This window comes from Gottfriedia sp. ABJ_BB2_2, from assembly GCF_055484705.1.
In genome coordinates this window covers 129,040-145,405 of sequence record NZ_JBVFKR010000002.1, presented here as the reverse complement: position 1 = coordinate 145,405, position 16,366 = coordinate 129,040, and the positions used below count along the sequence as shown (strand labels likewise).

Annotated in this window: 14 protein-coding genes; 7 read left to right on the top strand and 7 right to left on the bottom strand. The window is 33.3% G+C overall.

Going from position 1 to position 16,366, the window contains the following annotated elements:
* Positions 1-73 precede the first annotated feature (73 nt).
* Positions 74-1,252, top strand: a complete 1,179-nt coding sequence (locus tag ACX6U0_RS05720) for a glycosyltransferase family 4 protein (RefSeq protein ID WP_464959550.1) — start codon at positions 74-76, stop codon at positions 1,250-1,252.
* A gap of 176 nt (positions 1,253-1,428) precedes the next feature.
* Here ACX6U0_RS05720 and ACX6U0_RS05715 read toward each other — a convergent pair whose 3' ends face one another.
* From ACX6U0_RS05715 to ACX6U0_RS05700, 4 genes are read right to left on the bottom strand one after another with little or no spacing between them, the layout of a single operon-like run.
* Positions 1,429-2,586, bottom strand: coding sequence for a Ger(x)C family spore germination protein (locus ACX6U0_RS05715; protein ID WP_464959016.1), 1,158 nt, complete (start codon positions 2,584-2,586; stop codon positions 1,429-1,431).
* On the bottom strand, positions 2,573-3,676 hold the full coding sequence (locus ACX6U0_RS05710; RefSeq protein WP_464959015.1) for a GerAB/ArcD/ProY family transporter: 1,104 nt from the start codon (positions 3,674-3,676) through the stop codon (positions 2,573-2,575). Before ACX6U0_RS05710 ends, ACX6U0_RS05715 begins: the two co-directional genes overlap by 14 nt.
* 25 nt (positions 3,677-3,701) lie before the next feature.
* Entirely contained in the window at positions 3,702-5,267 is a 1,566-nt protein-coding gene (locus ACX6U0_RS05705; RefSeq protein ID WP_464959014.1) for a spore germination protein, read from the bottom strand.
* A 6-nt stretch (positions 5,268-5,273) separates the two neighbouring features.
* Positions 5,274-5,399, bottom strand: a complete 126-nt coding sequence (locus ACX6U0_RS05700; protein ID WP_464959013.1) for a hypothetical protein — start codon at positions 5,397-5,399, stop codon at positions 5,274-5,276.
* Between the two features lie 221 nt (positions 5,400-5,620).
* On the opposite strand from ACX6U0_RS05700, the gene ACX6U0_RS05695 reads away from it, so the two are divergent.
* A complete protein-coding gene (locus tag ACX6U0_RS05695) occupies positions 5,621-5,824 on the top strand; it encodes a hypothetical protein (RefSeq protein WP_192601200.1) in 204 nt (67 codons plus the stop codon).
* Between the two features lie 574 nt (positions 5,825-6,398).
* On the opposite strand, the gene ACX6U0_RS05690 is transcribed toward ACX6U0_RS05695, so the two are convergent.
* Complete coding sequence (locus ACX6U0_RS05690) at positions 6,399-7,433, bottom strand: NAD-dependent epimerase/dehydratase family protein (RefSeq protein ID WP_464959012.1); 1,035 nt, start codon at positions 7,431-7,433, stop codon at positions 6,399-6,401.
* Positions 7,434-7,672: 239 nt separating this feature from the next.
* Between ACX6U0_RS05690 and ACX6U0_RS05685 the strand changes: the two genes are divergently transcribed.
* From ACX6U0_RS05685 to ACX6U0_RS05670, 4 genes are all read left to right on the top strand, one after another.
* Positions 7,673-8,767, top strand: coding sequence for a CotS family spore coat protein (locus tag ACX6U0_RS05685; RefSeq protein ID WP_464959011.1), 1,095 nt, complete (start codon positions 7,673-7,675; stop codon positions 8,765-8,767).
* A complete protein-coding gene (locus ACX6U0_RS05680; RefSeq protein ID WP_464959010.1) occupies positions 8,764-10,458 on the top strand; it encodes a glycosyltransferase family 4 protein in 1,695 nt (564 codons plus the stop codon). The genes ACX6U0_RS05685 and ACX6U0_RS05680 overlap by 4 nt, the downstream gene beginning before the upstream one ends.
* A 463-nt stretch (positions 10,459-10,921) precedes the next feature.
* Positions 10,922-11,821, top strand: a complete 900-nt coding sequence (galU, locus tag ACX6U0_RS05675) for a UTP--glucose-1-phosphate uridylyltransferase GalU (RefSeq protein WP_464959009.1) — start codon at positions 10,922-10,924, stop codon at positions 11,819-11,821.
* 1 nt (position 11,822) lies between these two features.
* A complete protein-coding gene (locus ACX6U0_RS05670; RefSeq protein ID WP_464959008.1) occupies positions 11,823-13,142 on the top strand; it encodes a UDP-glucose dehydrogenase family protein in 1,320 nt (439 codons plus the stop codon).
* A 67-nt stretch (positions 13,143-13,209) separates the two neighbouring features.
* Here the strand turns inward: ACX6U0_RS05670 and ACX6U0_RS05665 are convergent, their stop codons facing one another.
* Positions 13,210-13,989: a HipA family kinase gene (locus ACX6U0_RS05665; protein WP_464959007.1), complete on the bottom strand. Its 780-nt coding sequence runs from the start codon at positions 13,987-13,989 to the stop codon at positions 13,210-13,212.
* On the bottom strand, positions 13,982-15,088 hold the full coding sequence (locus ACX6U0_RS05660; RefSeq protein WP_464959006.1) for a glycosyltransferase family 4 protein: 1,107 nt from the start codon (positions 15,086-15,088) through the stop codon (positions 13,982-13,984). Before ACX6U0_RS05660 ends, ACX6U0_RS05665 begins: the two co-directional genes overlap by 8 nt.
* A gap of 418 nt (positions 15,089-15,506) precedes the next feature.
* On the opposite strand from ACX6U0_RS05660, the gene ACX6U0_RS05655 reads away from it, so the two are divergent.
* Positions 15,507-16,364 carry a MurR/RpiR family transcriptional regulator gene (locus tag ACX6U0_RS05655; RefSeq protein WP_464959005.1) on the top strand — a complete coding sequence of 286 codons (858 nt, stop codon included), beginning with the start codon at positions 15,507-15,509 and terminating at the stop codon, positions 16,362-16,364.
* Positions 16,365-16,366: the final 2 nt, after the last annotated feature.

The following is a 16,366-nucleotide window of genomic DNA, read 5'->3' as shown; positions in this document are numbered from 1 at the left end:
ATCATAGATTACAAAGAGGACATAGATTATCGTTAGTTGTTTTTCTTTTTAGTGTCAATGAAAGGAGTGGTCTATAATTAAAATTGCGTTAATTTGTACTGAGAAGTTTCCTGTACCGCCTGTAGGAGGAGGGGCAATACAAGTTCTCATTGATGGAGTAACCCCTCACCTAAATGCTCACCATGAATTGACAATTTTCGGAATTACCCACCCAGATCTTCCAGAACGAGAAGTTGTGAATGGTGTTGAATATATTCGTGTTCCAAGGCTAAATTATGTATTTAATATTGGTATTGAACTTTCTAAAAAGCTAGCAAATCAAGAGGTTTACGAATTAGTCCATGTATTTAACCGGCCCCGTGATTTACTAGTTTATAAAAATTCAATGCCAGAGAGTCGTTTCGTTTTAAGTCTTCATAATGAAATGTTTAAAGAAGGTAAAATTTCTCTTGAAATGGGAAATTTAGTTATTCAAGCAGTTGATCGAATCATGACAATTAGTGAATATATAGGACAAACAGTCATTGATCGTTTTCCTCAAGCAAAAAGTAAAATTAAGGCAGTCTATTCTGGTATCGATTTGAAAAGGTATAAACCAAACTGGGATAAAGCAGTACAGGAGAAAAGAAAAGAGCTTAGACAAAAATTTGGAGTAGAAGATAAAAGAGTTGTTTTATTCGTAGGGCGACTAAGTGCAGTAAAAGGTCCAGATGTTTTAATTGAAGCAATGAAGAAAGTAATTAGTGAGTATAGTAATTCAGTACTAGTCATAGTTGGAAGTAAATGGTTTAGTGAAGATCGAATAGATGCCTATGGATTAAAACTCAAACAGCAAGCTGAATTATTAGGTAAAGATAAAGTGATTTTTACCGGATTTGTACCGCCGGATGACATTCCCTCACATTTTTTAATTGGTGATATTTTTGTATGCAGTTCACAATGGCAAGAGCCTTTAGCAAGGGTTCATTATGAAGCGATGGGGACAGGCTTACCAATCATTACTACAAACAGAGGTGGTAATGCAGAAATTATCAAACATATGCAAAATGGGTATGTAATAGATGATTATACAAATTCAGATGCTTTTGTTGAAGCCATTTTATTCTTATTTTCCAATCTGGAAGCAAAAAATGCCTTGGCTAAAGAAGGACGAGCTTTCGTGGAATCCAACTTTGAATTTTCACATGTATCTCATCGGTTAGAAAATTTGTATACTGCTGCAATCAATCATCATAAAGAATGCGGAGTCTAGGCAACAGTTTTCGCATATGTCGTAAAAACTTATTAAACTTTTAGTATAAAAAATATTGATTAAGAAAAAACTAATCATTTAATTAAATTGGGTAGAATTAAATTTTGATCCTTCTTGGAATAATTTAAAGCTCAAACATCTAACCAATAGAGTTTGAGCTTTTTTATTTTGGACTTTTATTTATTACTTTTTTTGCCTAGCATTCCGTAATCTTTTATTGTTAAATCAACCTTATAATGAATGCTTGCTTTACTGAAATCTTCATCCCAATGATCTTTCATTTTATTAAAAAGCTTAGGTTCTTTAATTCTTAATTGATTTCCAAATCCAACAACATCCACCTTTAATTCTTTTTGAGTTTTTTTCATTACATTTTCAATTAATCTTTGCACTTCTTTTTCAGCTGCTTTTTCCATATTTTCTACATTTTTTTCATCGAAGGCACTTTTAAAATGTGGATTCCAATATTCTGCAATTCTGCCTTCAGATTCAATCAAAACATCAAATGAAATATTCTTACCTTTAACATATGGCTTAATTTTACTTTTCATCGTTACTATCTGATAATATGTTGGTTTATCTTCCTCTTTCAGATATGCTTTAACATATCCACCTTTTCCTTGTCCTTTTAACCAGTTAATTCCTTGAACTTCTTCCTTATTTAATGAACCAATCAATTTAGACGAGCTTCCAATCACAGCTGCCCCATTAAATGACACTTCACCAGAAGAAGAATCTAACATTTGTAGAAGGAAGCTAGAACCTGAATTCATCATTCCCCATATTTTCATAAGCGTGGAATCCATTAATACTTCTGTCGTAAACGATTGTGTTGCAATTTCCGCTATCCGTAATGCTGGAATTACATTTTGTTCTTTCGTTTCTAGCGTTTGATCTGCTCGGCCTTTTGAAATGAAAATATGCGTACTTCCACGAATATCTATATCTCTATAATATAAATCCATTATTTGTCTTAATGGCGTTTCACGAGCAATTTCTTCACTAACGACAATTGATTTTTGATGGGGTCCAAATATGATACCTTCTCTCTTTAATGTTGTTTTCCATCCTGCAGGTTCCAATGAGTTTGCAACTGCAGACACATTAATATATGGCTTTTGCTCAGAGCTTGAACCACCTGCTTTTTTTGACATTGCTTCTGGAACCACATACTGAAGAGTAGATTTTATTTGTTGATTCTGATCTTTATCAACCGATGAACCAATTATTATGTTAAGTTCTTCAATCGGTTTATTACTCCAACAACCAGTTAATAAAACCACAATTGAAAGCAACAAAAAGGTCAACAGTAGAGTTTGCTTACATTTTCCCATTTACTTTTTCCTTCACAAATGAAATAAATAATAAAAAAATAGTTAGCGCTCCAAATGTATAAAATGAAAAATTCCCTAATAAATCGCCCATTTTAAAGACACCATTTATATCCTCTGGAATCATTGCTATTAGGTATATAAATGGAATAATAATAAATAAAAAAGGATGGAAACTTTTTTTATTAAATATTTGGGCCATTCCAATTGCTGCAGCAAAAAATGAAACGATAAAAGTGGCGAAGATTTGCATAATCCATATAACAAGTAAAATTGAATCAAATCTTTCAAAAAATAAGCCTGCTATTTCATAACTTCGAACAAATGTGAGTACTGGCCATGTTTGAGATACAACACCTGATACTGAAAAAGATCCTACAACTGAAATAACAGTAATCGTATAGAATACTAACGGTATCCCAATTCCGAAGATTGCTGCTTTCGAAGCGTTTTTTTTCTCTTTCATAAACATATATATAACTAGCATAATTTCGAATCCAGCAAATGAAAGAGAAGTTGTTGTTAATCCCTTTAATACAGGTTTAAAGCCCATTCCTAGCACTGGTCGTAGGTTATCAATTTCAAAAATCCCAATACCTAAAAAGATAACGAGCAAAAAACATAATACTGTAATTGGAAATATAATCTCTAACATTCGAGCAATCGAATTGATTCCACCAATTACTAAATATAGCCCAATCCATAAAAATGGCATCATAACCGCCCATGTTGGAGTTCCTTGAAGTAAATACAGCATTGTTGTTTCGGCCATCGATCTTACTTCAAAAGCAGAAAGGCAAATATAATATATGATAATAACCATACTAATAATGATGCCAAGCCATTTTCCAACCAATTTTTGACTAAATTGATAAAATGATTCGTTCGGAAATTTTTTACAAAGTCTGACGATCAACAATGCAATCAAGATAATGAGTAATCCACTTAAAATAATTCCAATCCATGCATCAGGAGTACCTACTTTTTCGGTTAACGTTCTAGGTAATGTTAAAATACCAGCTCCTAGGATGAAATTGGCTAGAAACATAATGACTTGATAGGTAGATATTCGATCTACAGGATTTGAGTTCATAAAAGGTTAACCTCCAATCTATTGACTACTTCTCTCTAACCGAATTTTTCGGTTGTAAAGTTTTTGGTCGACGTTTCATCAAGAACAATGGGCCTCTTATAATGAAATCCTTCCAATCTGCAAAGCGAAATGGAGCAGAAGGGCTTAAATATGGAACGCCAAAGCTTTTTAGTTTTACTACATGGCTGCAAAGTAAAAGAGAAAATAAGACAACCCCATATAATCCAAATACACTTGCGAATAACATAGAAATGAAGCGGAGCATTCGAAGTGCAATGCCAACATTATATTGTGGCAACGTAAATGATGATATCGCTGTAACTGCTACAACGATTACCATAATAGAACTAACAATTCCTGCTTCTACTGCAGCTTCACCGATGATTAATCCACCAACAATACCAAGAGATTGTCCAATTGGTTTTGGTAATCGTAATCCAGCTTCTCTTAGAACTTCGATTGAAACTTCCATGATTAAGGCTTCAATCAAAGGAGGAAATGGTACGCCACCTCTAGTTACTGCGATGTGAAATACAAGCTTAGTGGGAATTAACCCTTGATGAAACGATATAAATGCAATGTATAATGATGGAGCAAATAAAGAAATAAATGAAGCGACAAAACGTAGAACCCTAATTAATGACGCTGCAATCCATCTTTCATAATAATCTTCAGGTGATTGTAATAACATCTGAAATGTAACTGGTACAATTAAAGCAAATGGTGAACCGTCTAAAATTAGAGCAACTCTTCCTTCCATTAATGCGCTCATCACTCGGTCCGGTCTCTCAGTGCTTTGCACTTGTGGGAACGGACTTAAATAGTTATCCTCTATAAGCTGTTCAATGTATCCGGAATCAGGGACGGAATCAATTTTAATTCTTTTTATTCTTTTCTTAACTTCTTCAATTAATTGCGGTTCGGCTATGTCTTGAATGTACGCAATAACGAGTTCTTTTTTTGAAACCTCTCCTACTTCAAAGCCTAAAATAGATAAATTTTGGTTTCTTCCGCTACGTCGCAGTAAGGCAGTATTATCACATAAGTTCTCAACAAATCCTACTCGGGGTCCACGAACTAAAGCCTCAGAGTCTGGTTCAGCAATCGCTCTTGATTTAGTTGATGCTTCACCTAATAAAAAGCATACGGACAAACCATCTACCAATAATCCAATTGAGCCGAATAAGATGCCTGTTTTTAATTCATCAATTGTTTGGACTTCCTTCAAAGTACACACGGATAAAGATTGATTCTTAATATACCTACGTAAACGCTCACTTTGACGTTCTATGTCTTCTTCTAATTGCTGCTTTGTTGCTAAAGATGTTAATCCTAACATCAATCCGCCCATTATATGAGTTTGAATCAATTCAATATCACATAGACCATCAATAAAGATAACAGCAACTTGAACAGTTGTATCACCTAATTGAAATTCACGGAATTTCACATCAGAATTATGGCCGATTTCTTTTTTGATAACTTCTAAATCGTATGTAAGATTACCCGATAAGTTTTTATCTGATGATGTAGTATGATTTGGCGTATTTTGCTCTTGCTCTTGATTAAATTTTGATCTCCACCGTTTCATTTTTTATCACTCTTTCTCCATTAAATGAACCCATTTAAAAAATTTCCAACATGCGAAAGGAACAATAAATGTGATAAACGCTTGGATAAAAATCATGTAATCAGGAATGAATGAAAGTACTTTTTTTAACATCATTTGTTCCCCCAAAATGAGTAATAAAATATAAGGGTATTATTTCCTAAAGTTGGTAAAATAACCATTTTGAATATAGATCATTTCTAAAAAAAGATTTTCATTTATAAACATGAAAATTTTCACTTGTCATTTACGACTGGAATTAGTTACTGATAAGAGGCAGGCACTTGTAGAACAAATTTTCATATCGTATAGAAATTGATTGAGGGGGAAGAAGGATGGCTTGGCAACAAAATTTACAATATTTAATTGGCAGACCAGTCGGGGTTTCATTAATGAATGGTCAAGGCATTTCGGGTATTTTATGTAATGCATATGGCGGAGAAATTTATGTTATGGAATACTTATACAAAACACAATTTGCTATGAAACATTATCCATTTCAAATGGTTCAAGATATAAACCCATTCCCTAATTGTTAAAAGATAGGGATTTTGTTTTACAAAAAGAATGCGTTGATTTCCACTCCAGTATGCTCGCTTTCCATGGGGCGGTCGCTGAGCCTCCTGGAAAATGGTAGGCATGCCCACGACGTCCTGTCGTAACGCATGCATGACCCACATCCTTTGGGCCACCTGTGGGGTCTCAGCTGTCCCGCAGCTCCCATATGAGTCGAGCATCCTTCGAGTTCCAATCATAGTGTCTTTATGTAAGGGCTCTAATAAAACCATTTATAATACTACTAGTAAGTTTTAAAAGTCATAATCTTTCATGGATTCGGGGAAAAAATACAAAATAGACATTGAAAAAACATATATAAAGTAAAATCTTGAAAAATATAACATAAAATAAACAATCACTACTAAATCTACTTAAACCCATTTATAGCATAAAAATAGGGGAGTCTCATAAGTCTATTTCCATAGAGACGTCTCTATTATTTAAAAAAAGTCATATTCTTACTAAGTCATAATAAAAACAAGAAGACCAAATCATAAGCGATTTGGTCTTCTTAAATTCTTATGAAATTATATTCTGAAACCCAACCTATTCTTGTTAAGGTTTAATATTTTTATAGTCTTTAAACCAGTCTGTAAATTTAATTAATCCTTCCTCGATAGAAGTTAGAGGTCGATATTTTATGTCATTGACTAATTGCTCAATATCAGCATATGTTTCAAGAACTTCTCCGGGATTCATTGGCAATAACTTTAATACGGCTTTTTTGCCTAATTGCTCTTCTATTAATTGAATAAAATAGTCTAATTTAACAGGTTTATGATTACCGATATTATAAATTTTATAATACGAATCAGATTCCTTAGGTGGACCATTATCTACTATCCGCATGACAGATTCAACTACATCATCAATGTACGTAAAGTCTCGTTTCATATTTCCATAATTATATACTTCGATTGGTTGTTGATTAATAATTGCGTTAGAGAATTTAAAGAGTGCCATATCGGGTCTACCCCAAGGTCCGTATACTGTGAAGAATCGTAGTCCAGTAGTTGGTAGTTTAAATGAATGACTGTAAGTATATGCCATTAATTCATTCGCTTTTTTTGTTGCTGCATATAAACTAATCGGATGGTCTACACGGTCATATATTGTTGAGGGAAAGTGTTTATTATTTCCATATACTGAACTTGATGATGCATAAATAAGGTGATTGATTTTGTGTTGCTTACAACACTCAAGTATATTTGCAAATCCAACGAGATTTGATTGAATATATGACTCGGGATTTTCGATACTATATCGAATACCTGCTTGTGCAGCTAAATTGATCACAATATCAAATTTATATTGTTCAAATAGACTTTCTACTAATTCTTTATTGTCTATAGAACCTTTTACAAAATTGAACTTTTCGTATTTCTTTAGCATATCTAATCTATCATATTTTAATTTTATATCGTAATAATCATTTATATTATCAATACCTATTACATGGCACCCTTCCTCTAGGAAGCGACGAGATAGATGAAATCCAATGAAACCTGCACAGCCAGTAATAAAAATGAGTCTATTAGCATTTTGATTGATCTGAATTACCTCCTTACCTAATAACCGATAACATATCATATGTAGTTTAAAGGACGAGGTTCTACCACTTGGAAAAATATGCAAATAACTATAATTGCACTATTTAGGCTGTGAAATTTTTTTTATAAAAGGATTTAGCCCTCACAACACTTGTACTAATTCATATTATTACATTAGGTCTATACTGGCTTAGAGCTCATAAAGAGTTTAGAAAAATAAAACATTTCACTTTGAAATGTTCATTTTTTAATGGGCTTTAATTAAGTAGGAGGGAGAATTTGGAAAATTTAATAATTGAACCATGGGACGTCGATGAACTAACTCATGAGTTTTATGTACCTGAGTATATAGAAGCAATTGGCGTTGAAGTATTAAAGGAATATGATCTTCAAGTTAACAGCATGCAAGTTGTTACTACAAAACCTGATAAAGGTGGAGCAATTTGGAAGATAGAGACAAATGCTGGTCCAAAAAGTTTTAAGCTTTTACACAGAAGACCAACTAGAAGTATGTTTAGCTTGGGTGCTCAAAAGTATTTAGTTGAAGAACAAGAGGCTAGAGTCCCAGCTATCATTAAAACAAAAAATGGTGAGGAATATGTAGAAGCAGGTGGGAAATTATGGTTTGTTGCAGAGTGGATTGAAACATTAGCACCAGTTTCAAAAGACTTAATTGGAGCAAAACAGCTATGCTACGCTTTAGGTGAATTCCATCGTTTAAGTAAAGGCTACGTCCCACCAAGTCAGGCTGAAATTGCGTCAAGATTACACAAATGGCCAAAAAGTTATGAAAAAATATATGCAAAAATGAATTGGTTCCGAAATGTGGCATTAGCTTATGAAGAAATGCCAGCAAGTCAGGCATTATTAAATGTAGTTGATATGTTCCAAGAACAAGCGAAAAAAAGTATTGAAGATCTAAATCAATCTCAATATTTTGAGATGGTAAGTGAAGGAACCGCACATTGGGGATTAGTTCATCAGGATTATGGTTGGTCAAATGGGCAAATGGGACCAAATGGTATGTGGATTATCGATCTTGATGGTGTAGCATTTGACTTGCCTATTCGTGATTTAAGAAAGTTAATTTCAGGAACAATGTCAGATTTATTTGGATGGGATGTTACTTGGGTTCGAGAAATGATTCAGTCATATCATGAAGCGAATCCTATATCTCCAGAGTTATATGAGGTATTAATGATTGATTTCTCATTACCAAATGAATTTTATAAAAATATTAAAGAAGTACTATATGAACCAGAACTTTTTTTAACTGAAGGTACAATTCAATTAATTCAATCGATTGTTGATCTGGAGCAGTCAAAATGGGCTACATTAAGTGAAATACGAAATGACTGGAGTGATCAATCATGAGAATATTAATGGTTTGTACTGAGAATCTTCCGGTACCTCCAGTTTTAGGGGGGGCGATTCAAACCTATATTTCAGGAAGTTTACCTTATTTAAGTAAAAGTCATGATATAACAGTTTTGGGAATAAATGACCCGACACTGCCAGATGAGGAAACAATTGATGGTGTGAAATATATTCGTGTTCCTGGAAAAGTACTTGAATTGTATCGTGAAGGTGTCGTTGAATATATAAATTCAAATCAATTTGATTTAATCCACATTTTTAACCGACCTCGATTAGTATTGCCAATTCGAAAAGTCGCTCCAAATGCAAAAATAACATTGAGTATGCATAACGATATGTTTAATCTAGGTAAGATTGATCCAGAAGAAGCTAAAATGGTAATTGAAGAAGTTTCCAATATTGTAACTGTCAGTGATTATGTAGGGAATGTAATTCGTGAACTTTATCCTGATGCTTCTAATAAAATTAGAACAATTTATTCAGGGGTAGATTCGGAAAGATTTTTACCTGGAAATGATCCGAAAATGAGTGGAATTAGAAATACACTGAGAAGAGAATATGGCCTAGAAAACAAAACAGTCATATTATTTGCGGGAAGACTTTCTGAAAACAAAGGAGTAGACCGCTTAATTAGAGCCCTACCACAGCTTTCAAAAACATTTAAAGATTTAGCATTGGTAATAGTAGGAAGTAATTGGTTTAGCCAAAATAATGTAACAGATTACGTTGCATATATTAGAGCAATATCAAAAAAACAGGAAGTTCCGATTGTTACAACTGGATTCGTTTCACCATTTGAGATGCAAAACTGGTTTGCTGTTGCTGATATATTTGTCTGTACTTCTCTTTGGCAGGAACCACTTGCTAGAGTTCATTATGAAGCAATGGCAGCAGGGCTTCCTATTGTAACAACAGCACGAGGTGGTAATCCAGAAGTTATTACACCTGGTCAAAATGGATTAATTGTTGAAAATCCAGAAGACCCTAGTGAATTTGCGGCAAAGATTACAGAAATTTTATCGAATAAATCATTAATGAGAAGTATGAGTCAAAAAGGAAGAGATCTTGCTGTTTCTAAGTATCGCTGGAGTCGAGTAGGAAATGAAATCTTAGAAGTTTGGAATCAATCAGAATTTGCATCTGCTATTACTTCGGAGCAATTAGAACAATATGAATCTAAATTAGTCTTTAAAACAGCAGCTCCTGTACAAACGAACAATTTACTTCCAACAGCGTCTGAGGAAATACAAGTTAACGAGAATAACGAAATTGAAGAAATCAATATTGAAAAAGAACTAGAAACAGTTGGAATACAACCTATCCAGGAAAAAGTCATAGAAACAGTGGCAAAACAACTTAATCAGGAAAAAGTCATGGTAACAGATACAATACAATCTATCCAGGAAAAAATCATCGATGCATTAGTAAAGCAATCTGTTCAGGGCAGAAAGGTAATAGGGAAGCAGACAGTTCATATCCAAGATCTAACAAATGGTATGCCAAGAACATTAAGAAAAATCAGAAGCGTAACAGAACGAACAAATACAAATATGAACGCAGCTTTCGAAGTGAAAGATGCTATTCCAAAAAATGAAACAAATGTTGAACTTAAACCACAAATTAACCAACCAAATAGACTAAGAAAGATTTCGAGTGTAACGGAACAACATAAGAAATTTATTTCTTAGAAAATATAAAGAGCTTGTATTCTTACATGCTCTTTTTAATATGTTTAAAAATCTGTTTATACTATTTAGATTATGGTCGATCATGCCATTTTACAATAATAGGAAGAATGTACATATAGTAAATAAACAGTAAAATGACAATAACTGCCATTGGCCAGCTTTTTTTGAGCATAAATATCACCTCATTACCTTTAGTATGCAAATCTTTTTACACAATTATTCAATTCGTCTCATTTTGACGTGGATATATAACAAAAAAGTTTTAATGTGAATAGTAATCAGGCGAATAAACTATTAACTTTATTTCGTAGTAGGTATTTGAAATAGTAGATTATTTGTCCATATATGAGAAACGTCTACTAGGTATATATTGAACTTTCAATATTAATAGGCTTATATGGTGTCCAAAATTCCAAATTTACATATACAGTATTATTGAACAAAGATTTGGAGGCAACCATAGATGAAAATCCGAAAGGCTATTATTCCCGCCGCCGGTCTCGGGACACGTTTTTTGCCGGCAACGAAGGCACAGCCGAAGGAGATGCTACCAATAGTTGATAAACCAACTATTCAATATATTGTAGAAGAAGCAGTCGCATCAGGTATTGAAGAAATCATAATTATAAGTGGTAGAGGAAAAAGATCGATTGAGGATCATTTTGATAAATCTTATGAGCTAGAAGAAGCACTACTACGCAAAAACCAATTAGAAGAATTAAAGGAAATTCAGAAAATATCAAGCATTGTAAAAATCTTTTATGTCCGTCAAAAGGAGCCTAAAGGTTTAGGAGATGCAATCTTATGTGCAAGAAGCTTCATAGGTGATGAACCATTTGCTGTATTATTAGGGGATGACATTGTATTGTCATCAACCCCATGTTTAAAGCAAATTATAAATGTATTTGATCAACATCATAGCTCAGTTATTGCTGTTCAAAATGTAGCTGATGAAGATGTTAGTAGGTATGGCATTATTAAACCAAAAAATATGGGAAATGATGATGATTTATTTCAAATTGAATATTTAGTGGAAAAACCGAAAAAAGAAATGGCGCCTTCAAATTATGCGATTATGGGTCGATACATTCTAACTCCAGAAATTTTTGAAATATTATCGAGACTTCCTGTTGGACAAGGATGTGAATTGCAGCTAACGGATGCAATCAATGAACTGAATAAAGAACAAAAGGTTTTGGCATATAACTTTGAAGGAAGACGCTATGATATTGGTAATAAAATCGGATTTATTATGGCGACGATTGATTTTGCAATTCATAGAGATGAAATTAAAGAGGAAGTCATTGCATTCTTAAAAGACATAAATGAAAAAGAATACCTCCTAAATAGGGGGACTGAATAGTATGAATATCGCAATTTTGGGTACGGGCTATGTAGGTTTGACGACAGGTATTTGTTTGTCTGAAATCGGCCATTACGTTACATGTATAGATATTAACGAACAAAAAATAAGGAATCTTCAGGCTGGAATCTCACCAATCTATGAACCTGGACTAGACGAACTACTTGTTAAAAATGCTTTAGAAGGAAGATTATTTTTTACTACGTCATTTAAAGAAGGATTGGCTTCAGCAGAAATCATTATTATCGCAGTGGGAACGCCGCAAAGAAATGATGGTGCTGCAGATTTATCATATCTTGAAGGTGCTGCCATTCATATTGGAACTTATATTCAACCAAATACAGTGGTTGTTATTAAAAGTACAGTTCCTGTTGGGACAAATGAATATATAAAAGATTTAATTCAAAAAAACTGCCCAAAAGAGATTTCGTTTGAAATCGTTTCTAACCCTGAATTTTTAAGACAAGGTTCTGCGATCCAAGATACAATGAAAGCCGACCGCATCGTAATCGGAAGTGAAAACGAGCAAGCTAAAGAGAAGATTAAAGAAATGTACAAACCGTTAAATGTACCGTTTATCATGACGGATATTCGAAGTGCTGAAATGATTAAATATGCTTCTAATGCCTTCTTGGCAAGTAAAATTAGCTATATTAACGAGATTTCTAATTTATGTGAAGCTGTTGGAGCAAATGTTGAAGATGTTGCAAAAGGGATGGGGAAGGATTTTCGAATTGGTGAAGCTTTTTTACATGCAGGTATTGGGTATGGTGGATCTTGTTTTCCAAAGGATGTAAAAGCATTACTTTATACAGCGAAGTTAAATGGTATAAACTTTGGATTTTTAAATGAGGTTATTAAAATAAATGAACATCAACATGAGTTACTAGTTGAGAAAGCCTTAAAGCGTTTTGGTTCATTAAGTGGAAAGAAAATCGCATTATTAGGTTTATCATTTAAACCAGAAACAGATGATATGAGAGAGGCTCCTTCTATTAAAATATCACGCGCTTTACGGACACTAGGTGCAAAAGTCAGTGCTTATGATCCAGTTGCAACTGAAAATGCAAAAAGTATATTAGGTGAAACGATTCATTACGCATCATCTGCTATAGAAGCGGTGACAAACGCAGATGCAGTTTTCATTGTTACTGAATGGAATGAATTTAAACAATTTAATATAAAGAGTTTAACAGAGAGCATGAACAATCCAATTATTTTTGATGGTAGAAATTGTATTCTGGAATCTAAATTAAGAGAATGTGAAACAGTAGAATACTATCCAATTGGAAAACCATCGATTTTGATAAATGTAATGTAAATTCTATTGCGACATAAAAACTAAACGACTTCTACTAATTGTGAGAAGTCGTTTTTGTTTGAATAATTTATTGATTATTTTTAATGGGGCGATATATATTTTTTATAAATTTTCTTAAAAGTAGAGGAAGGATTTTTTTTCGTCTGTTAACGAGTCTACCAACAATCGCTTTTTTTTCTTCCTTTGTAACCATCCAATCTTCAGGAATACATTCTACAATTTCTTCTAATAATAGGACTGGAAAAGTTTGAATAATGTTTAAATGATGTTTAAACTCTATCTCATCTTCAATGAAACCTGCCATTAATTGGTGTGTAGCACTCTTCATAATTTTCTGAGGCAATGTTTCAAGCTCCGGAATTAACCAACTGTAAGAACCAAAAATCTCCGCGTGATCAATCATCCATAAGTGGAAGTTATTTGAGTCTTCTTCACGCAAAAGAATATTTTTTCGAGTACGGTCTTCATTACAAAGCCAGTAATCAAATAATATGATTCCAGCAAGACTTTTTGAATTTACGATTTGCTGAATTGTTGGAACTTGATGCCCATCTTTGCAGTGCGGTACATATAATGAGGCGAATTGATACTGTGAATTATCGATTACTTCTTGAGTTAAATCAGGAATTTTTAATGAAAATTCAACTGGAATTTGGACGATTTGAGCGAATGGAATGGGTAAATCTAAATATCTTGCTATACAGAATGCAATCCATTCATTGGGTAGTGCTTTTTCGAATCCAGTGTGAAAGTACTTAACTACATAATCTCTTCCATCATTAAAAGTAATTAAATATGAGTTTGATTTACCTTCCAGTTTTTTGACAAAGGAGACCGGTTCAATCATCGTACTTCACCTCATCTTTTTTTTGCCCAATTTGCAAAAGTAATTGAAGATAAATATCGGCAACTTTTTCAATTGCAAAATGACAATCAACGTGACTTTTTGCTGCTTGAGACATTTTTTGGTGAAGAATGGTATTGTCTAAAACTGAATAAATCTTCTTTACAGCATCTTGTACATCATGGCCACGAAATAACAATCCAGTTTCTCCATTCAAAACTAGTTCCGAGATTGGCATAATGTTTGAAGCGACTACTGGAACGCCACATGCCATTGATTCTATAAATGTATTTCCAAATGATTCTGATTTAGTTGTAGCTAATGAACAGCCTCCAGATTGAAGCACTTTTGCATAAACATGAGGCATTTGTTGATACGGAATGACTGGGAACCATTTAATGATATCTGTTAGATTTTCTTCATTCCATGTCTTGGCAAATTCCTCTCGTTGTACACTTTGTGCACCTCCAACCAGCCATATTTCAATATCAGACCGTTCACTTTTCATTTTTTTCGCTATTTCTATGAGCATTGGCCAATTTTTACGCTTATCAACTCTACCAATCCAACAAACAACTTTTTTATCTTTAGGTAGAATTGGTTGGTTTTCAAAATCTATTTCATTTTCCTCTAGTGGACGAAAAAAAGACGTGTCAACGCCATTGTAGATGACATTGATTGGGATATTATCTGTTAAGATAGAAACTAATCTCCTTTGATAATTAGATGGAACAATAATGGAAACAGGCTCGATTGTTCTAAACTTTTTTAAATGTGGCTGTAGTTTTATTAACTCTGGTGTCCGAGCTTCAACGATCACGGGACCGTTATAATTTGCTTTTCGAATCCATCTATAAGCTGCACCAGTGTCTACAACAATGATTGCATCATAAGCATTGTCCTTTATGATATTAATAATCTTAATTTCATCTTTCGTTAAATAAACAGTAGCGACATCTTCCATAATGTGAAGTCCACCGTGGTCTGTTGTATAAAGAAATTCCGTATCAATTCCATATTTTTTAAAATATATTGCCCGGTTTCTCCAACCAGCATTTACTCCCCCAACTGTTAAAAGGCGCCAGATTACAAGGACTTTCAAACTTTTCCCTCCTCATTTAACTGGTTTCAATTGATCTATGATTGAACAGTACCAGTATGCGATTCTGTTTTTGAATGTTTTCAAACTATATTCTTGTTAACCCATTGTTGTTGAGCAATTCTCTACCAACTGCGGGCTATTTAAATTGCATAGAAGTCCTAATTTATTTAATTCAATTTTTATCAATTTGTAAGGGCATGTGACTAAAAAAAAGAAATTTAATCAACGAATGTACTATGTTTTTATCTTTCAGTGATACGAAGATGGATTACAAACTAATCTGACAAACAATAGTCTGAAAATTTAAAAATGTGTTTGTTTTATGTATTAATTATGTTAATGTATAAATAATGATGAAGTATAAACTGCAAAATATTATATAAATGAAGTTCAAACTTCATAATGTGGAAGGATTACGATGATGGAACAAATCTCATTTAAATTGTTAATGAAAGAAAAATTCTCTCAGCTTTCACCTGGACAAAAGAAAGTGGCTAATTATATGATCGAGCATTTAGAAGAAAGTGCTTTTAAAACTGCTTATCAAATTGGTAAAGAAGCAGATGTTAGTGAAACAACTGTCATTAGACTTTCATATGCGCTAGCGTTTGAAGGCTTTAGCGATATGCAAATTAATATTCAAAAGCAATTTCTACAAATGAATAAAACTGATAACACGAATGGGGAATCGAAGAAAGAGGATCAACACAATGAAGATCCATTTAAAAAAGTTATCGAGAATGAAGTAAATATTTTAAGAAATTTATTGGAACCGTCGAATGTACAAGAAGTATGGAAAGCTGTTGATGCGTTAATGAATGCTGATCAAATATTAATTGTTGGTCATCGAATATCCCATGTAGCTGCTTATTGGTTTTCTAGCACCTTAAGCTCATTAAGAGAAAATGTATATTTATGTACACCGGCAGGAGACTTTTATGAAAAATTTAGTAATTTAACGAAACAATCAGTTGTCGTTGCATTTTCTTTTCCGCGATATGCAAAAGACACACTTACAATTTGTGAATGTACGAAAGAGCACGAAATTCAACTGATTTCGGTTACTGATCGATTATTGTCTCCTATTGGACGGATTGCTGATATTGTCCTAACTACTGAAGAAAACGTTGAAAGTGGAACAAATTCGATTGCTTCAGTCATCAGTTTATTAGATCTAGTGATTGCAGGGATTTATAAGAAAGATCGAAGAAAGGTTCAATCATATCAACAAAAATTAGAAAAGCTTTATTCGAATTATGAGGTATTTATTGAATAGAG